This is a genomic window from Faecalibacter rhinopitheci (genome assembly GCF_015234135.1).
Taxonomy (GTDB): Bacteria; Bacteroidota; Bacteroidia; order Flavobacteriales; family Weeksellaceae; genus Empedobacter; species Empedobacter rhinopitheci.
Map to the genome: position 1 here is coordinate 125,386 of NZ_JADGIK010000002.1, position 20,592 is coordinate 145,977.

Sequence of the window (20,592 nt, forward strand, 5' to 3'; positions counted from 1 at the left end):
TAAATTGAACGTCTTTTTTTATCTTCGTCCTGAAACTCACAAAATCTATACATGTTACACTCAGATTTTATCGAAATTGATGGACTCACTTATCATATCCAACAGGATATAATATCTCCCAATCGTCCTACGATATTATTTTTACATGATTCCTTAGGAAGTGTAAAATTATGGCGAGATTTTCCTTTACAAGTCAGCAAATCCACCAACTGTAATATCTTAGTATATGATCGTGAAGGTCATGGAGAATCATCTCCATTTCAGATGACCGCACGTCCAACTAATTACTTAGAAATTGAGGCTGATACTTTACATAAAATCATTACTCACCTCAATCTAAAAAACGTGATCTTATTTGGACATAGCGATGGTGCTACAATATCTTTATTGTATGCTGCTAAATATGCTGAATATGTTTTAGGAACGATAGTGGAAGGTGTGCATGTTTTTGTTGAAAACGTAACGCTTGACGGAATTAAAAATGCCCAATATCAATTAGAAACTACAAACCTAAAAGAGCGTGTGGCTAAATATCATGGCGATAAAACAGCTAAATTATTTAAGATGTGGATCGAGACTTGGCTAAATCCCACTTACAAAGATTGGAATATCGAAAAGGAAATTAAATCTATTCAAGCTCCTGTTTTAATTTTTCAAGGTGAAAATGATGAGTTTGGAACGATGGAACAAGTAGAAAAAATCAAGAAAAATGTAACTTCAAAAGTGATAGATTTTTTAGTCCCCGAATGTGGACATAATCCACATAAAGAAAAACCAGAATTTATTATAGAACAAGTAACTCAATTTATATCTCAAGAAATTAATTATAATGAAACTTTATAACAACAATATACGTTTAGCTAAGAAAATTACTATAGGAACACTTATCAGTGGATTAATCTTTTTATTAGGATATTATTTTACGTATGATCAGTCTTTGATGATTGGTGGAATATTTTTTGGCATTGGTATTTTTCTTATTGTTCTCACAATTCTAGTGAGTGATTTAATTACTGCAAATCGTGAAAAATTTAGTCCTAAAGAAACATCCAATACTATTTTATGGAATATTTTTACGATGGTTATATTGGTTATTTTCACCATTTTTGGATGTAAATTGGCTAATAGTTCATTAATAATTGTGAAAAATAAATCCGAAGAAACAATAAAAAATGTATTTATTACAGGTTGTCAAAATTTTGAAGTAGGAATTATAGAATCAAAAACAACAAAAATGATTCGAGTAGATTATGCTAAAAACGAAAACAACAATTGTGAAATAGGAATTAGATATACTACAACTGACGCGATGAAAGATGAAATACTTTTGGCGGATATAAAACCTTATCACGGGGAAAAAATTGTATATACAATTGAATAAAATAGAAAAGCCACTTCGTTTGAAGTGGCTTTTCTATTTTATATAATTTTCTTAATAAATCGTAATTTATGAGAATATTTCTGAGAATCGGTATTAAAAATTCCATTCGAATCAAATGGATCAATTCTAACTTTCCCATGTGCATGAATAATTTTATAATCTCGTAGAATAATTCCGACATGAATAATTTTTCCATCTGCATTATCAAAAAATGCCAAATCACCAGGCTCTGCTTCTTCTACAAAACTTAGCACTTCTCCTAGTTCTGCTTGTTGATAGGCATCTCTCGGCAATTGATATCCGCCTAATTTATACACTTGTTGTGTAAAACCAGAACAATCAATACCAAAAGTAGATTTCCCTCCCCACAAATAAGGAACATTTAAATACAACTTTGCAAGATCTACCAATTGTTCTTTTGATTTATGAGCAGAAGTATACACTCCATAATATTCAAAACACTTCTCGCCTATTCGTATTTTATTATCTTTTAAAGCACGTAGTTCTGCACCCAAAGTCAAGGTAAATGGTAACCCATTTTCGGAAGCTTGATTGTAAGCATTAATTGCATATTTATCAATGCAATCTCTGTTATATTCTTCATCAGAAATAATTAAAAATTGCTTTGGGTCAACCCATCCCTCATAGCCATCATATGCTAATCTTATTTTGGACCACTTTTCTAATTCTTCTAAAATTTCAACTTTTTCACCAAATAAAACTTGGCTCACCATTTCAGAAGAATCAGCTGCTTGAGCTCTTAATGGAGAAACACTTACTTGACAGATGGCAAATTTCATTTTTTTCGGATTAAAGTGATACCATCCCTAATAGGTAAAATGATAGAATCTACTCGCTCATCAGCTGTAACCATATCATTAAACTCTTTTAGAATTTTTGTTGAAGGATCTTTTTTATCTTCTTCCACCATCATTACTTTTCCATACCAAAGTACATTATCAACTAACATCACTCCACCTGGTCGTAAAAGTTCTAACACTTTTTCAAAATAATACGGATAAGACTCTTTGTCTGCATCAATAAATGCTAAATCAACTGAGTTTGGCTCAATTGTGTTTAATTCTTCGCGTGCATCATTTACACGAAAATCAATTTTATCTGCAAATTCTGATTCATCAAAATATTTACGACACAAATATTCAAGTTCATCATTTTTATCCATTGTAATGATTTTTCCACCTTCTAGCAGCCCTTCAGCCAAACAAAGTGTCGCATAACCAGTGAAAGTACCTAATTCTAAAATTGTTTTTGGAAATAAAATTTTAGATAAAATACTCAATAAACGTCCCTGATATTCTCCTGAAATCATATGAGGTTGCGTTGTACACTGATAAGTTTCAACACGTAAGCGTGCTAAAATATCAGGTTCTTGATTTGCGTGATTGTCTAAATAAGTTTCTAAAATTGGTGAAATATTGATCATACCGTCTAAAAAAGTCTACAAAAATAAATAATTCGTACAGAATAACGAGTATAAATTAGCTATTCTGCACGAATTATTAAAGATTAATCTTAATTTTTGATATTATAATTTTCCTTTTTCAATATCTTGAACGATTTCTGGATTTAATAAAGTAGACGTATCACCAAAATCAGTTTCATTTGAAGCTATTTTGCGTAATATACGTCGCATAATTTTTCCGCTTCTAGTTTTAGGTAAACCTTTTACAAACTGAATTTTATCTGGCTTAGCAATCGCTCCAATGGATTTAGAAACCTCATCTTTTATTTCTTTAATTAATTGTTCTGATGGATTTTGATCATCGTATAAAATGACAAATGCATATAGCGCATTCCCTTTAATATCATGAGGAAATCCTACAACAGCACTTTCCACAACAGCATCATGTTCATTAATCGCATTTTCTATTGGTGCAGTTCCCAAATTATGACCCGAAACAATGACTACATCATCCACTCTACCGGTAATACGGTAATATCCCATTGCATCACGGTACGCTCCATCGCCTGTAAAATATGCATTTTTAAAAGTAGAAAAATATGTTTCTATATAACGTTGATGGTCTCCATATACAGTTCTTGCCATTGATGGCCAAGGAAATTTAATGGTTAGCCTTCCTTCAGATTTTTCGGCAGAAGTTACAATTTCTTGCCCATTTTCGTCCATTAGGGCTAATTGGATTCCAGGTAAGGGAAGTGTAGCGAAAGTTGGGCGTGTAGAGGTAATTCCGGCTAATGGAGAAATCATAATTGAACCAGTTTCTGTTTGCCACCAAGTATCTACAATAGGGCAATTTCCTTTCCCCACATAATCATTGTACCAATGCCAAGCTTCTTGATTGATTGGTTCACCAACAGAGCCTAAAACTTTAAGACTTGATAAATCATATTTTAAAACATAATCTAGTGATTCTTTTGCCAAAGATCGAATAGCAGTTGGAGCAGTATAAAAATGTGTGACTTTTAATTTTTCAACAATTTCCCAAAATCTTCCAAAATCCGGGTAACTAGGAATTCCTTCAAACATAACTGTAGTTGCACCACAAGCAAGTGGCCCATATATTATGTAACTATGCCCAGTAATCCATCCTATATCTGCGGTACACCAATATATATCCTCTGGTTGCATTTGAAATACATTATCAAAACTATAAGCTGTTTGTATCATATATCCAGCAGTTGTATGTACCATTCCTTTCGGTTTACCTGTAGAACCTGAAGTGTATAAGATAAAAAGAGGATCTTCTGCATCCATTTCTTCAGCTAGGCAATCTTTAGATGCTTTGGCCATTTCATCTATCCAGAATTTATCTCTTCCTCCTACCATCATTGTAGGTTCTAATTCTCTACGATATACAATACAAGTTTGAATTGATGGACAATCTTTTAAGGCTTCATCTACGATATGTTTAAGATTTATTGGTTTCTCTCCACGGTATACCTCATTTGCCGTTACAATTAATTTACACTGTGCATCATTAATGCGAGAAGCAATTGCTGCTGAAGAAAAACCTGCAAAAACAATAGAATGGACTGCTCCTATTCTTGCACAAGCCAGCATAGCAATCGCTAATTCTGGTATCATTGGCATATAAATACACACACGATCTCCTTTCTGAATCCCATTATTTTTTAATACATTGGCAAATTGACAAACTTTTGCATGCAGTTGTCGATAAGTAATAATTCGAGTTTCTTCTAATGGATTATTAGGTTCCCAGATTATTGCAGTTTTATTTCCATTCTTTTCAAGATGACGGTCTAAAACATTTTCTGTAATGTTTAATTTCCCTTCTTTAAACCATTTAAATTCTGATTTAGAGAAATCAAATTCTAATGTATTATTCCATTTTTTTTTCCATAAAAAATTTTCAGCTATGTTATCCCAAAACATTTCAGGATTTTCAATACTTTCTTTATATGCTTTCTTATATTCAGAAAAAGAATTAATTCTTAAGTTATTCATTTTTAAATTTTGTGGTTTCAATTAAAAATAAAAAAAAAGGATCAATTTATCAAATTAATCCTTTTAATATTTATATATGAATAAATTACATTCTATTTTCCTTTATATGGACTTGCATTATAATAAGCCATAGCTGTTGGTAAAGCTTCTTTGATTTTAGCAATACGCGTAGCATCTGAAGGGTGAGTGCTTAAAAATTCAACTGTACCACCTGAACCAGCTTGTGACATTCTTTCCCAGAAAGGAATAGCTGCTGAAGGATCATAACCAGCCATTGCCATTAAATATAATCCTGTTAAATCAGCATCTAATTCCATTTTACGAGAATAATTTAGCATTCCTACTTGACCTACCACTGGATAATATTGTTCGAAAGCCGATCCCCATGACGTATTACCAGCTGCTGATCCTACTACAGATCCTAAAACACTCATACCATATTGTTGAGACATTTGTTCTGCTGAGTGGTTAGCTAACGCATGGCCAATTTCATGTCCCATCACTACCGCTAATCCATTTGCATCTTTTGTAATTGGTAAAATTCCTGTATATACAGCAACTTTACCACCAGGCATACACCATGCATTTACTTCGTTTGCTTTTAATAATTTAAATTCCCATTGGTAACCATCTAATTGAGATGAAATCCCTTTCTCAGCATAATATTTATCCGCAGCATATTTAATTCTTTCCCCTACCGTTTGCACTAATTTTGCATTAGTTGTTCCTGTTTCTACTTGAGCAGATTTTAAAACTTCTTGATATTGGGTAAAAGATTGAGGGAAAATTGTTGCATTTGAAACTAAATTAATTCCTTTTCTACCTGTTACGGCATTCGTTGTACATGCTACAAACATAGCACACGCTCCTAACGCTAATAGTATTTTTTTCATAGTATTTTATTTACCAAGTTTCTTTTTAATATCATTTAATTTCATCAACGCTTCAACAGGCGTTAATGTATTGATGTCTGTATTCATAATTTCTTCACGAATTGACTCTAATATTGGATCATCCAATTGAAAAAAGCTTAGCTGCATACTTTCTTCAGTTATCTTTTCTGTTTTATTAGATATCCCTTCATCCGTTTTGGATTGTTCTAGAACTTTTAAAACATCATTCGCACGCTTTACAACTTTAGGTGGCATACCTGCCATTTTAGCTACATGAATTCCAAAACTATGCTCACTACCGCCTGGAACTAATTTTCTTAAGAATAAGATTGTATCTTTAGTTTCTTTGATACTTACATTAAAATTCTTAATTCGTTCCATTGATTTACACATTTCATTTAATTCATGATAATGTGTAGCAAACAATGTCTTTGGCTTTAAATTACTTTGATGCAGAAACTCTGCAATTGCCCATGCAATCGAGATTCCATCATAAGTAGATGTTCCACGTCCAATTTCATCCAACAAAATCAAACTTCGTTCCGAAATATTATTTAAAATACTCGCCGTTTCATTCATCTCAACCATAAAAGTTGATTCTCCGGAAGATATGTTATCAGAAGCCCCAACACGAGTAAAGACTTTATCTATAATTCCTATTTCGGCATAGTCAGCAGGAACAAAACTTCCCATCTGAGCCAATAAAATAATAAGGGCTGTTTGACGAAGTAAGGCAGATTTACCCGACATATTAGGCCCGGTAATCATAATAATTTGTTGATCTACTTGATTTAATTCTACATTATTTGATACGTATTGTTCACCAAGTGGTAATTGTTGTTCTATAACTGGATGACGACCTTCTTTAATTTTCATCTCAAATGAATCATTTAAGATAGGTTTCACATATGAATTTTTCTCAGCAACTTCAGCAAAATTTGATAAAACATCTAGATAAGCAATAGCCTTGGCTGTTTGCTGAATTGGTAATAATTTTGTGATAATTTCCTGCAACAAATCAATAAATAATTGATTTTCTATTGCTAATATTTTTTCTTCAGCGCCTAGAATTTGAGTTTCGTATTCTTTTAATTCTTCAGTTATATATCGTTCTGCATTCACCAAAGTTTGTTTACGAATCCATTCCTCAGGCACTTTATCCTTGTGCGTATTTCTAACTTCTATATAATACCCAAAGACATTATTAAATGCTATTTTTAAAGATGTAATACCTGTTCGTTCAATTTCTCTTTGACACATCTGATCCAGATAATCTTTTCCTGAAAATTGAATTTTTCTCAGTTTATCTAGCTCCTCTGAAACTCCTTCTCTAATAACATTTCCCTTTACGATTTGATGAGGTGGTTCATCCGTTAGCATATTAAAAAGATGATCTACTAAAGGCTTTAAATCTTCCACTTTATTGAATAGATCTACAATTTCTTTAATATGAGAATCTATTGCTAAGTCTTTAATTTCTTTTGAGATTGATAAACTTTGACCTAATTGTAGCAATTGTCGTGGTGTAATTTTTCCCGTAGATACTTTACCAGCTAACCGTTCTAAGTCTGTTAATTGATTAAGTTTTTCTCTTAAATTATATCTTACATCATTTTCTTTAACAAAATATTCAACAATATTTTGACGATTTTGTATTGCCTTTAAATCTTTTAAAACCATTACCATCCAACGACTTAATAAACGCGCACCCATTGGTGTACATGTATTATCAAGGACATTTAATAACGTAACGCCTTTTGGATGTGGCGAATAAACCAATTCTAAATTTCTAATAGTAAAAGGATCCATCCATACGAAACTATCCTGGCTAAGACGTTGTATTGATGTTATATGTTGAATATCAAAATGATGTGTATCATCTAAATAAGCTAAAATTGCCCCCGCTGCAATTGTACCTTCTTTTAAATTTTCAATACCAAATCCTTTTAAATTTTTGGTTTTAAATAAAGAAGTTAATTTTCCAATTGCAAAATCGTATTGAAAAGCCCAATCGTCTAGTAAAAATTTACTTTTAACATCCGAAAAATTATACTTTACACGTTTTTGATATATAACTTCGCTTGGCCTAAATGACTGAATAATTTTGGCTACTTGTTCTTCTGGACCTTCAGAAGTTAAGAATTCTCCTGTAGAAACATCTAATAGCGCAATCCCGCAAGTTTTATCTCCTTGGTGTACGGACATTAAAAAATTATTGGATTTAGAAGACAAAACTTCATCCTGTAATGCAACACCTGGTGTTACCAATTCTGTAACACCACGTTTCACAATACCTTTTACCATTTTAGGATCTTCTAATTGATCACAAATCGCTACACGTAGTCCTGCTTTTACTAATTTTGGTAAATATGTATTTAATGAATGATGAGGAAAACCAGCTAATTCACTATTTTCTGATCCATTTGCTCTTTTTGTTAAAACAATATCTAAAATTCGAGAACTTTTTATGGCGTCTTGTCCAAATGTCTCATAAAAATCTCCAACTCTAAACAATAAAAGTGCATCAGGATATTTAGCCTTGATAGCGTTATATTGTTTCATTAGAGGAGTTTCCTTATTCTTTATTACTTTTGCCAATTATAATGCTTTTAGAAAGGCTAAGTTAAATAAATTCGAAGTGATGAGAAAACTTAAATTAGACGAATTAGGTCGTGTTTCGGCTGATGAATATAAAGAAATTGAAAAACACCCTATAGTGGTCGTTTTAGACAATGTTAGAAGTATGCATAATGTAGGTGCCGTATTTAGAACTTCGGATGCATTCTTAATTGATAAAATCTATTTATGCGGAATTACAGCTACACCTCCACATAAGGAAATTCATAAAACTGCTATTGGTGCTGAAAATTCTGTTGATTGGGAATATATCCAAGATGCGAATGAATTAGTTATTAACCTAAAAAAAGAAGGTTATCAAATTATAACAATTGAACAAACGGAAGGTTCAGTCTTATTAAATGAATTTAAAGTTGATTCTTCACAGAAATACGCAATTGTAATGGGTAATGAAGTAGATGGTGTACAACAAAGTATCATAGACCAATGTAATACATGTATAGAAATCCCTCAATCAGGAACTAAACATTCCTTAAATGTTTCCGTGTGTACCGGTATTATTTTATGGAAATGGTATGAAGGTTTTATGAAATAAACCTTCAATTATCAAACATATAATTGAATATTTTATTCAATAAAAAAAGCCTGAAGAAAACTTCAGGCTTTTAAATTTATTTTAAAACGATATTATTTAATTTCTTTAAAAATTACTCGTCTATTTTCTAAGTTTTTCCAAGCTGGACAGTTAGAAACTGGATTACACTCTACGTGTTTTAATTCAGATTTTCCTTTTCCTACTGGAACTAAATTTGAAGTATCAACTCCTTTATTAGCTAAATAACGAATTACAGAAGCAGCACGTCTTTCAGATAATTTTTGGTTATATTCTACTCCACCAGCAGCATCTGTATGACCTTCTACATAGAATTTATAAGTTGGGTTTGCAATCAATACTTCGTAAGCATTATTTAGTTTTCCATAAGAAGCTTCTCGTATACGATCAGAGTCATAATCAAATTCAACCCCTTCTAAAGCAGAAGTTACTAATAGAGCTACCTCATCACCAGAAATTTGTACTAATTTCTCTGGACAACCACCATTTGTAGGAGGTCCAGGAATTGTTGGACATTTATCTTCTGAATCTGGAACTCCATCTCCATCAGAATCTAAAGAACATCCAGAACCATCAACTCTTACACCAGGAGGTGTATCAAGACATCTATCCCATTGATCACATACACCATCACCATCAGCGTCCACACATTCAAATAATGTATTATCTGATAGCCCAATTCCAGCACTTCCTGTTGGAGCATGCCATTGTAAAGCTTCTTTATGTTTTCCGAATTTATAATGTAATCCTAAAGATAAAGTCATCATATTATCATCACGACCTTCTTCCATATCAGCTGCAGTCCAATGACCTGGATAAGGAGTTCCTGAAGCATCAAATTCTTCATCCCCAGTCATTACATACATCGCTTTTAATTCGATATCAAATCTATTACTTAATTTATGACGTAAACCTAATCCAACTTGAGAATAAAATGATTTATCATTTAAACTTTGTTTAGTTATTGTACGGAATTCATTGCCACTCCCATTATAATTATTTCTTGTAGCATCATATCCTAATATTCCTGCCCCAGCATAAGCATGTAAAGCCCATCTAAATTGTGAAGTATTGTCTACTCTTCTCCAAAGATTAGATACATTTAAGTCTCCCATCAAAGATATACCGTGATATTCCGTTTTTCCCCATGCATATCCATTTTTACCAGAAAGAAATTCATCAACTACCAGCCCTTTTTGTCTGGTATTACCATACTGATATTGTAACGATAAACCGAAAGAATGAGATATTTGTTTATTAATTTGAAATTGTAAATCATAACCTGGTGTGAACCATCCGCTAGACCAACTTACTAAATCAGAATTCTGGATTAAATTACCTCCTCCATAAACGGAAACAGACCAATCGTTAAATTTTTTATCTTCATTTTTAAAGTGTCTTTTCTGCTCTGTTTGCCCAAAAGCTAAAGAAGAAAATATACTTAGCAACGAAAATGTTAATAGATATTTTTTCATAGGTTAAATTATTTACGGTATAAACTAAAAAGATTTATTCTACAAAAATAATAAAATATTCTAATTAAATCTTAAATAAAACTCAAATCTTTTATAAAATCTCTAGTATATATTTGATTATGAGGAATAGTTAGTATATCTGAAAAAAAATAAATATTATTATAACGCAAAATATCTATATCTATAATTCGATCAATATACAACTCCCCTTCCTTTGGTTTTTCATAAATTCTGCCCATAGAATATTCAATTTTTTTAACAATATTTAACATTTCTATAGGTGAAAATTCAGTTGAAACTTCAATCTTTTGATTCAAAAAAGAATTAGATGTAGTAAAACCTTCAGCATCATTTTCTAAAATATTGGAAAATTTTATTATTTCACCAATTTCGCTCGTAATAAGACTTCTCGCTATTTCTAAATTACTATTTTTGTCACCAAGATTTGTTCCTAGTAACAAAGTCACTATATTATTCGACATATACTACAAAAATACATATTTAGACCAAATGAAAAATTTTTTAGGAAGAGTATTATCTACCATAGTAGGGAACATTGCCACATTTAGCATATTTGGATTATTACTTTTTGCACTTATTATTATATCATCAATCTCTAGCGTAAAACCCTCAGTAAAAAAAGGGTCTGTACTTGAGTTGACGTTTGAAGAACCGATATTAGAAAGTAGTATGGATCAAGAAGTATCTGTATTTTCTATCTCAACCCCATCTACATTTTATTTAGATAATATTTTAAAAGCAATTGAAAATGCTAAAACTGATGACAATATTAAAGGTATTAGCTTAAAAGTTGAAAACTTTAAAGGGGGATTAACACAAGCAAGTGAAGTGAGAAAAGCATTAGAAGACTTTAAAACTTCTGGAAAATTTGTCTATTCATATTCTAATAATTCAACCCAATTATCTTATTATATCAACTCTGTTGCTGATTCAGTATTTCAAAATCCTTTAGGAGGTGTATTATTACAAGGAATGAGCTCAGAAGTAATGTTCTTTAAAAATGCTGGAGATAAATATGGTGTAGATTTTCAAGTCATCAGATATGGAGAATTTAAAAGTGCTGTTGAACCATATTTCAGAACTGATTTATCTGAAGAAAATAAATTGCAACTTAACGTCATGTTAGGAGATATTTGGAATAATATCTCAAAAGACATTGCGAAATCAAGAAAAATTACAGATAATAATTTTCAGACAATTACAGATAGTTTATATTCTTATATACCTGAAGTTGGGAAAAAACATAGGATTTTTGACCAAATTATTCAAGAATCTGAATATGATGATTTTATCTTTAAAAAATTAAATTTAGAGACTAATAAGAGTAAAATTAATTCTGAAATATTAGCTAAATATACTATTGGTGTTGAAGATTATTATAATACATTAAATAGTAATGATAATTCAAATAAAATTGCAGTTTTATACGCTTCAGGAACGATTACTGAAGGTGACGGCTTTGATGGAATCCAATCAAAAACATATGTAAAAGCTATTCGAGAAATTGAAAAAAATAAAAATATTAAGGCTTTAGTTTTACGTGTTAACTCTCCAGGCGGAAGTGCAAATGCATCAGAAGAAATTTTATTTGAGCTAAGCCGCTTAAAAAAGACAATGCCAATTGTAGTTTCATTTGGAGATGTTGCTGCATCAGGTGGATATTATATTGCACAAGATTCTGACAAGATATTTGCACAGCCAAATACTATCACAGGGTCAATCGGAGTATTCGGAATGATTCCTAATGCTAAAGAACTTGTAAATAGCTTTGGAGTAACTACGGATGTTGTTAAAACTAATGCAAACGCAGATCAATTAAAATCTATATTTAATCCTTTATCAGATGATGCAACACGTTTAATGCAAAAATCAGTAGTATTAGTATATGAGAAATTTGTAAATCATGTTGCTAAAAATAGAAAAATGACTTTTGACCAAGTTAATAAAATTGGAGGAGGTAGAGTTTGGTCTGGAACAAGTGCCAAAGAAATTGGTTTAATTGATGAATTTGGAGGATTAAATAATGCATTAGCAGAAGCAGCCAAACTTGCAAAAATAGAATCTTATAGTACTGAGTCTTTTCCTAAAAGAAAAGATAGCTTTGAAGAGTTAATGGAAAAAATTCAAGGTAATAATATTAAAGCAAGAATTCAATCAGAATTAGGTACTGATGCAGCTAAAATATTTCAGGAATTAAAAATAATGAATGAGCAAAAAGGTATACAAGCTAGGATGCCTTTTGAGGTAAAAATATATTAAAAAACATAAAAAAGGGTTAAATATTCATTAACCCTTTTTTTTTGGTGAAAACTTTATACTTTAGCAGAAATTTTATTGCCAAATAATAGTTAGTTCTTTTATTTTGACTAAAATTTATCATACTTTTGTAATTCGTTAATTTAAGACCAGAATATTATCTAAAAAATGGGATTATTCGATTTTTTTACCCAAGAAATTGCAATCGATTTAGGGACTGCGAATACTTTAATTATTCACAATAATAAAGTAGTTGTAGATAGTCCTTCAATTGTCGCTATACATAGAAGAACAAATAAAGTTATTGCTGTTGGAGAACAAGCAAAACACATGCAAGGAAAAACTCATGACGATATAAAAACTATAAGACCTTTAAAAGACGGAGTAATTGCCGATTTTGAAGCTTCGGAGTTTATGTTAACAGAGTTTATTAAAAAAATTCCTGGTATTCAAGGTAAATTATTTTCACCTTCCCTTAGAATGGTTATTTGTATTCCTTCAGGAATTACAGAAGTTGAAAAACGTGCTGTTAAAGATTCATGTGCAAGAGTGAATGCTAAAGATGTTCGTTTAATCTACGAACCAATGGCAGCTGCTATTGGAGTTGGAATTGACATCCAACAACCTAAAGGTAACATGATTATTGATATAGGTGGAGGTACTACAGAAATTGCTGTTGTAGCTTTGGGTGGTATTGTATGTGATAAATCTGTAAAAATTGCTGGAGATGTTTTCACCAATGATATTGCATATTATTTAAGAACTCACCACAATTTATATATCGGAGAACGCACTGCAGAACGTGTAAAAATCGAAGTTGGAGCCGCTGTTGAAGAATTAGAGCATGCACCAGAGGATATGCCTGTACAAGGACGTGATTTAATTACCGGAAAACCTAAAGAAATCACTGTAAATTATAAAGAAATTGCTCGTGCATTGGATAAATCAATCTTACGTATTGAAGACGGAGTAATGGAAACATTATCTCAAACTCCTCCAGAGTTAGCAGCTGATATTTATAATACTGGTATTTACATGGCCGGTGGAGGTTCAATGTTAAGAGGTTTAGATCAACGTATTTCTAAAAAAACAGGATTACCTGTATTCTTAGCTGATGACCCATTAAGAGCAGTTGTACGTGGTACTGGAATTGCCTTAAAAAATATTGACAAGTTTACTTTCTTAATGAAATAAATTAATACTAAAGATTACAACAATGCAATATATTCTAAATGCCATTAGAAAAAGTGGAGTATTTATTATTTTCATGTTTTTAGAGTTTATAGCATTGTTTTTAGTCTTTAGAAAAAACATCTATCACGAAACAATTCTTGCAGAGGCAAGCACATCATTCACCGGTTTTACCAATGATAAAATAGCTGCTGTAACTAATTTCGTGAATTTACCTTCTACAAACAGAGAATTACAAGAAGAAAATGCTGTTCTACGTGAGCGTTTAATTCATCTCGGAATAAAAGATGCTCGTTCAAAAAAATTCACTAAAACAGATTCTTTAGGATTTCAGCAAACTTATACATTTATACCTGCTGAGGTTATTAATAATTCTATAATCAAAACTCAAAACTATATTACGATTGATAAAGGTCGTAAAGATGGGATTGAAAAAGGTGACGGAATTATAACAAATAAAGGTGTAATTGGTATAATTACATTTGCTGGACAAAATTATTCTCGCGCAATTTCTCTACTTAATAAAGATATTAAAATAAATGCTCGCCTAAAAGGTGAAGAATATTTTGGTACTTTAGTATGGGATGCAAAAGATGCTCGCTATGCACAATTAATAGAAATCCCTAAATACATAAAAGTAGAAAAGGGCGATACTATAGAAACTGATGGTAAATCTCCTGTTTTCCCTGAAGGTTTAATGATTGGTACTGTAGTCAGTAAAGCTATAGATAATGTATCTGGAGAACTGAAAATACAAGTAAAATTAAGACAAGATTTTGGAAATTTATCACATGCATATGTGGTAACAAATCTTAACAAAACGGAAATCAAACAAGTGGAGAAATCTGACACAATCATAAACAATGTACAATAAAGATTTTTTTTTCAATATATTCTTAATTATCGTTTTAGCTTTAGCTCAATCATTTATATTTAACCATGTAAATTTTTTGGGTAGCTATCAACCGTACATATACGTTGTGTTTGTATTGTTTTTTCCTCCATATCAAAATAGATATTTGCTTGTTTTTCTAGCTTTTATTTTAGGTTTAATGGTAGATGTATTAGAGTATACTGGTGGTATACATGCATTCTCACTTACATTTATTGCATACTATAGAAATTTAATTATAAAACTTTTATCTGGAAAGGTTAATTTTGAAATGGAATATTTTAATTTTAATACATTTAGTATTTCACAATGGATATTCTATTTACTTATATTAATATTCTTTCATCATTCAATTTTATTAGTTCTTGAGAATTTTAAATTTACTGGAATTTTAAAAGTATTATCTAACGCACTTATTAGTTCTGGGATAACTTTTATCTTTGTTATTATTTATAAAATTTTATTTAAAAATAAAATTTCAGTATGAAAAAATTAATTGTCGTTTATGCGCTGATCCTATTTATAGTTTTTCTTTTTATAGGACGTCTCGCATATCTTCAACTTTTAACAGATCGATACACACTGAATGCTTTTAATACTTCTATTAAACAAGAAATCATCTACCCTAATAGAGGCGATATATTAGATCGTAATGGCAAATTACTTGTATCTAATACATATTCATACGAATTAAATGTTCTCCCTATGAAAATAGGTGAAGACTTTGATAAAGCTAATTTTTCAAAATTAGTAGGAGTATCGGTTAATCAATTCGATTCTATTATATCATCTATTACAGAAGCTGACGGTTTTAAAAAACTTTCGCCCTACCCTTTCAAAAAAAATATTACTCGAGAAGATTATGCTCGCATGCAAGAGCAACTATATTTATATCCAGCTTTTAGCATTGTAAAAAGACCAGAACGAAAGTACATGGTAAATACAGCTGGAAATATATTGGGATATATTAATGAAGCTAACCCATCTTATATAAAGTCTGATTCAACTTACTATCAACCAGGTGATTTTGTTGGGATAACAGGTGTTGAGAAATCATATGAAAAAGACCTAAGAGGAGTAAAAGGTATAAAAAACTGGATTGTAGATCGTACGATGAATGTTGTTGGACCATATAAAGACGGGCAATATGATAGACCTGTAAAAAGTGGAAAAACTGTACATCTTACAATAGATTACAGACTTCAACAATTAGCAGAAGAAATGCTTCAAAACAAACGTGGAGCTATTGTAGCAATTGATCCTAAAACAGGAGAAATTCTAGCACTTGCCTCTGCACCAACGATAAATCCAAATGATTTCTTAAACTCTAAAACAAGAAATGCATTAATAAATGACTCTATTTCAAAACCTACTTTTGATAGAGCATTACAAGGATCTTATCCTCCAGGTTCAACATTTAAAATGCTAACAGCTTTGGCTGGAATGCAAATGGGAACAATGACAGACTCCACACGATATGTTTGTAAACATGGTTTTAGATATGGTCGTATGAAAATTGGATGTCACTGTGGACAATACTATTCTCCTCAAACATTAGAACATGCAATTGGAAAATCGTGTAACAATTACTTTTCTGAAGCTTACAGAGATATTGTACGTAAAGATCCTAATGATTATTCTGTAGGGATGAATGAATGGGCTAATATTATGAATAGCTTTGGCTTAGGAAAATTTATGGGAACAGATTTACCTGTTGGTAGCAAGGGATTAATGCCTACTGGAGATTTCTATGATAATAGATTTGGAGAAGGTGTGTGGAATCCATATCGTATTATATTTAACGGTATGGGACAAGGTGATATTAATACTACTCCATTACAAATGGCTAATTTTACAGCTGCTATTGCCAACCAAGGTTTCTTTTTCACACCTCATATTGTTCAAAAAATTGAAGGTCAACCTATAAAAGATTCTAATTTTATAATTCCGAAGAAAACTTTGGTGGATCCTAAATATTTCCCAACAATTTTACGAGGAATGAAAAATGTATTTACGATGGGTACAGGTCGTGCGTTACGAATAAAGGAATATGAACAAATGGGTAAAACTGGTACTGCTCAAAATTCTCAAGGACAAGACCATTCCTTATTTGTATTAATTGCTCCAGCGGACAATCCAAAAATTGTAGTTGCTGCAATCGTAGAAAACGCCCATTACGGAGCTACATGGGCAGGTCCAATGACAAGTTTAGTAGCGGAATTATACATTAATGATACCATAAAAAGGCCAGCATTATTAACTAAGATGAAAAATCAAAGTTTTCAAAGTGAATATGACCGTCAATGGATAAATTATTTGAAACGAAAAGGATTATATATTGAACCTGTAAAAAAAGAAAGCATTGAGCCAAAACAGATTGTTACAAGGAATTGATTGGACTGTAATTATTCTGGGATTAATCCTATTAATCTTTGGAATTATGAATGTTTACAGTGTTGATAGCGAAAGAGGAATCAAACAAATTATTTGGTTCACACTTGGTTTAGGTATGATATTAGGATTAGTTGTTATAAGCGGAAATAATAGAAATTTCTTCGAAACATATAGTCCTATAATATATGCTATATCTGTATTTCTCCTCGTAGGTGTACTTATATTCGGAAAGGAAATTAATGGTGCTAAAGCATGGTATAGTTTTGGACCAGTATCGCTTCAACCCGCTGAATTTGCCAAAATTGGAACTTCTTTATTACTAGCTAATTTTATTAATAACCCTAGTTCTAATCTTAGAAGTATACCTTTTTTAGCTAAACTTGCAATTGTAGTTATTATTCCTATATCCTTAATCTTATTACAACCAGATTTAGGTTCAGTTATAGTTTTTTGTTCCTTATCTATTCCATTATACAGGGAAGGATTTCAACCATGGGTTATTCTAAGTCCTATTGTTGTATTAATTATTTTCTTAATATCAATTGTACAAATACCATTTTACGTCCTATTATTCTTCGGATTTATTTTATTAGTTATTGTACTTTTAATATTAGTTTTTACGTATAACAAAGAAATTGAAGATGCGTGTCATGGGGTATTAATAGGGTTATTTATATTTTTCTTACTATTAATTGGAACTGCCGCTATATTGGGTAATTTTGATGAAGAAACAAGATTATCTTTCGGACATTTATTTCCAAACAACGCATTATTTTTTAAAGAAGCTACTTTTTTTAATACCTTACTTTATGGTAGTGTAGGAGCTGTTATATCTATTATTCCAGTGGTTATTATGAAGGTTTCTTATGAAAAAGATACCAGCTCTTCACCTTTCAAATTACAATCTGGTGTAGCGGCTAATATCATGACTGTTAGTGTAATTAGTTCTATAGTAGTATTGTTATTTACAAGTATTATAAGTTTTATTTCTCCTATTGTATTTGAAAAATTACCAAAACATCAAAAAGAGCGTGTAATGGTTCTATATGAAGGTGAAGCAAAATATAGAGATACTTCTGGCTATAATCTATTATATTCAAAGACTGCAATTGGTTCAGGAGAACTTTTAGGGAAAGGATACAATCAAGGAACGATAAAAAAAGGTCGATTTGTACCAGAGCAGTGGACAGATTATATATTTTGTACAGTTGGCGAAGAATGGGGTTTTGTAGGAAGTGTGGCGTTAGTCATAGTTTATGCCTTATTCGTTGGTAGACTATTTTACATAGCAGAAAAGCAAAAAAATAGATTTGCTCGCTTTTATGGATATTGCGTGGCCTCCATCTTATTTTTCCATTACTTTATTAATATTGCAATGGTAATGGGATTATTTCCTACCGTAGGTATTCCACTTCCATTCTTTAGTTATGGGGGAAGTTCGCTATGGGGATTTACAATACTAATAGGTATTTTCTTAATCATAAACTACAAACAAAATCAAAGTTTGATTTAATTTAAATCATTCTTTCACGTTATATTTTACGCAATAAAAAACTCGATCCTAAAGGATCGAGTTTTTTAAATTATATTTAAAAGTTTATAGAAACATTTACCCATTCCGAATCAAAATCAGCATTATATTTTTTATAGAAATTAATAGCAGGCTTATTCCAATCTAAAACTTGCCAAACCATTCCATGATATTTTTCCTCTTTGGCAAAAACAATTAATTCATCCAATAATAGTTTACCAATTCCAGCTCCACGCATAGATTCTGTAACGATTAAATCCTCTAAGTATAATCTTTTACCTTTCCATGTAGAATAACGGTCATAATACAAAGCAATTCCTACAATTTCTTGATTAATTTCTGCCACCAAAGCCCCCCAAATTGGTTTATTTCCAAATCCACACTCTTCCATTTCTTCTAAAGAAACGGTTACCTCTTCTGGAGCTTTCTCATATAAGGCTAATTCTTTTATTAGTTCTAATATACGAGGACAATCCTCTTTACCTGCTTTTCTTATCTTAACTTTATTCATTTAAAATGTATTAGAAGTATTGTTTGAATAACTAAATAGTCATTCCTATTTCTATTCCTTTAATACGACGATATAATTCAGTCGCATAATTATCTGTCATTCCTGATACATAATCTAAAATACCCATTACCTTTTGGTATTTTGTGCCTTTTTCGTACAAAAATTGATTAGGTACTAATCGCAAAGCTTTCTTTTCAAACGTTTTCCGATGATGTTCATCTTTAAGAATTGGTGGAATAAATTGAGATAATAATTCTGACATTACATTATAACCTGCATTTTCAATTTCTAACACTGATCGATGATTATAAATATTTTCTCTCGAAAAACGTTGAATTTCATTCAATACCTTTTTTGTTTCATTTACCGTTTCATACTGTATAATATCTAAAAGTGCCGTATTAAATTCCCCTTTCGCAATTGACTCAAAATTTTGTTGATAAACTTCAACTGACTTTTGGGTCAAAAGATTAATCGATTTAGCTCTTAAATATGCAATTCGATCATTTTTATCGGTAATTTCCTTTAATGTAGACTTTGTTTTTTCGATTTGTTCAGGATTTAAAGATTCCACAAGGTTTAAAAAAAGGCGTCGACATTTGTCATGATCAATAATTCCTAAACGTTGAGAATCTTCAACATCAATTATACTGTAACAAATATCATCCGCTGCTTCTACTAACCAAACAAAGGGATGACGTTTGTAAATTATTGGCGAGGATGATTCTATAATCATTCCAGTTTTTGAAGCTATTGTGTGGAATATATCTTTTTGAGCTTGAAAAAATCCAAATTTTTTTCGATGTAGTTTAGATTTATCTTTTGCAACAGATTCACACGGATATTTAGCAATGGAAGCTAAGGTTGAATAAGTTAATCGAAGACCACCTTCAGATTTTCCATTTTGTTGCTGCGTGAGGATACGAATAGCGTTAGCATTTCCCTCAAAATTAATTAAATCACCCCATTCTGCCTCAGTAAAAAATGGTTTTAATTCTGATTCGTGTCGATCAAAATAGGAAGCAATTGCATCTTCACCAGAATGTCCAAAAGCCGGATTACCAATATCATGACACAAACAAGCAGCAGAAATCACATCATGTAAACTATAATTATAGAACTCATAAGACTCATCCGATAAATTATAATTTTCTTTAATAAACTTCCCTACTAAATTCCCCATCGATCTTCCGACAGATGAAACTTCTAATGAATGCGTTAACCGATTATGTACAAAAACACTTCCCGGTAATGGAAATACTTGCGTTTTATTTTGTAGACGACGGAATGCAGAAGAAAATATAATACGATCATAATCTCGCTGATATTCAGACCTTGCATCCGAAGTGTCATTTGTGTTGCTTCTTTGGTTTGTATAAATATGATTTAAAATATCCATAAGCTGAATT

At 31.3% G+C, this 20,592-nt stretch carries 18 protein-coding genes; 9 read left to right on the plus strand and 9 right to left on the minus strand.

The genetic code is table 11. The annotated features are described in order from the left end of the window. The first annotated feature begins 51 nt into the window (after positions 1-51). Both IM532_RS03340 and IM532_RS03345 read left to right on the plus strand, forming a co-directional pair. Entirely contained in the window at positions 52-843 is a 792-nt protein-coding gene (locus tag IM532_RS03340; RefSeq protein ID WP_194182034.1) for an alpha/beta fold hydrolase, read from the plus strand. Next, positions 830-1,381, plus strand: coding sequence for a hypothetical protein (locus tag IM532_RS03345; RefSeq protein ID WP_194182035.1), 552 nt, complete (start codon positions 830-832; stop codon positions 1,379-1,381). The genes IM532_RS03340 and IM532_RS03345 overlap by 14 nt, the downstream gene beginning before the upstream one ends. Positions 1,382-1,419: 38 nt before the next feature. Here IM532_RS03345 and IM532_RS03350 read toward each other — a convergent pair whose 3' ends face one another. The 5 genes from IM532_RS03350 to mutS form a co-directional block, all read right to left on the minus strand. Beyond that, positions 1,420-2,181: a C40 family peptidase gene (locus tag IM532_RS03350; protein ID WP_194182036.1), complete on the minus strand. Its 762-nt coding sequence runs from the start codon at positions 2,179-2,181 to the stop codon at positions 1,420-1,422. Then, on the minus strand, positions 2,178-2,825 hold the full coding sequence (locus IM532_RS03355) for an O-methyltransferase (protein ID WP_194182037.1): 648 nt from the start codon (positions 2,823-2,825) through the stop codon (positions 2,178-2,180). Before IM532_RS03355 ends, IM532_RS03350 begins: the two co-directional genes overlap by 4 nt. A 102-nt stretch (positions 2,826-2,927) precedes the next feature. Continuing rightward, positions 2,928-4,829, minus strand: a complete 1,902-nt coding sequence (gene acs, locus IM532_RS03360) for an acetate--CoA ligase (protein ID WP_194182038.1) — start codon at positions 4,827-4,829, stop codon at positions 2,928-2,930. Between the two features lie 92 nt (positions 4,830-4,921). After that, positions 4,922-5,722 (minus strand): M48 family metallopeptidase, encoded by an 801-nt coding sequence (locus IM532_RS03365; protein WP_194182039.1) that lies wholly within the window; start codon positions 5,720-5,722, stop codon positions 4,922-4,924. Between the two features lie 6 nt (positions 5,723-5,728). Next, positions 5,729-8,284, minus strand: a complete 2,556-nt coding sequence (gene mutS, locus IM532_RS03370) for a DNA mismatch repair protein MutS (protein ID WP_194182040.1) — start codon at positions 8,282-8,284, stop codon at positions 5,729-5,731. 79 nt (positions 8,285-8,363) lie between these two features. Between mutS and IM532_RS03375 the strand changes: the two genes are divergently transcribed. Next, positions 8,364-8,894, plus strand: a complete 531-nt coding sequence (locus tag IM532_RS03375; RefSeq protein ID WP_194182041.1) for an RNA methyltransferase — start codon at positions 8,364-8,366, stop codon at positions 8,892-8,894. A gap of 92 nt (positions 8,895-8,986) precedes the next feature. On the opposite strand, the gene IM532_RS13805 is transcribed toward IM532_RS03375, so the two are convergent. Together IM532_RS13805 and folK are read right to left on the minus strand one after the other, a co-directional pair. After that, entirely contained in the window at positions 8,987-10,387 is a 1,401-nt protein-coding gene (locus IM532_RS13805) for an OmpA family protein (protein ID WP_194182042.1), read from the minus strand. 71 nt (positions 10,388-10,458) lie between these two features. After that, a complete protein-coding gene (gene folK / locus IM532_RS03385) occupies positions 10,459-10,854 on the minus strand; it encodes a 2-amino-4-hydroxy-6-hydroxymethyldihydropteridine diphosphokinase (RefSeq protein ID WP_317172982.1) in 396 nt (131 codons plus the stop codon). A gap of 43 nt (positions 10,855-10,897) precedes the next feature. On the opposite strand from folK, the gene sppA reads away from it, so the two are divergent. From sppA to rodA, 6 genes are all read left to right on the plus strand, one after another. Continuing rightward, complete coding sequence (sppA, locus tag IM532_RS03390) at positions 10,898-12,667, plus strand: signal peptide peptidase SppA (RefSeq protein WP_194182044.1); 1,770 nt, start codon at positions 10,898-10,900, stop codon at positions 12,665-12,667. 165 nt (positions 12,668-12,832) lie between these two features. Next, on the plus strand, positions 12,833-13,858 hold the full coding sequence (locus tag IM532_RS03395) for a rod shape-determining protein (RefSeq protein ID WP_194182045.1): 1,026 nt from the start codon (positions 12,833-12,835) through the stop codon (positions 13,856-13,858). A 22-nt stretch (positions 13,859-13,880) separates the two neighbouring features. Continuing rightward, positions 13,881-14,729, plus strand: coding sequence for a rod shape-determining protein MreC (gene mreC, locus IM532_RS03400; protein WP_194182046.1), 849 nt, complete (start codon positions 13,881-13,883; stop codon positions 14,727-14,729). Then, positions 14,719-15,234 carry a rod shape-determining protein MreD gene (gene mreD, locus IM532_RS03405; RefSeq protein ID WP_194182047.1) on the plus strand — a complete coding sequence of 172 codons (516 nt, stop codon included), beginning with the start codon at positions 14,719-14,721 and terminating at the stop codon, positions 15,232-15,234. The genes mreC and mreD overlap by 11 nt, the downstream gene beginning before the upstream one ends. Beyond that, positions 15,231-17,141: a penicillin-binding protein 2 gene (gene mrdA, locus IM532_RS03410; protein WP_194182048.1), complete on the plus strand. Its 1,911-nt coding sequence runs from the start codon at positions 15,231-15,233 to the stop codon at positions 17,139-17,141. The genes mreD and mrdA overlap by 4 nt, the downstream gene beginning before the upstream one ends. Then, the gene (gene rodA / locus IM532_RS03415; RefSeq protein ID WP_194182049.1) at positions 17,110-18,654 is read left to right on the plus strand and encodes a rod shape-determining protein RodA; all 1,545 of its coding nucleotides are present in this window, start codon (positions 17,110-17,112) and stop codon (positions 18,652-18,654) included. The genes mrdA and rodA overlap by 32 nt, the downstream gene beginning before the upstream one ends. A gap of 76 nt (positions 18,655-18,730) precedes the next feature. Here the strand turns inward: rodA and IM532_RS03420 are convergent, their stop codons facing one another. Together IM532_RS03420 and dgt are read right to left on the minus strand one after the other, a co-directional pair. Continuing rightward, a complete protein-coding gene (locus IM532_RS03420) occupies positions 18,731-19,183 on the minus strand; it encodes a GNAT family N-acetyltransferase (RefSeq protein WP_194182050.1) in 453 nt (150 codons plus the stop codon). 31 nt (positions 19,184-19,214) lie between these two features. Then, positions 19,215-20,582 (minus strand): dGTP triphosphohydrolase, encoded by a 1,368-nt coding sequence (gene dgt / locus IM532_RS03425; RefSeq protein WP_194182051.1) that lies wholly within the window; start codon positions 20,580-20,582, stop codon positions 19,215-19,217. Positions 20,583-20,592 lie beyond the last annotated feature (10 nt).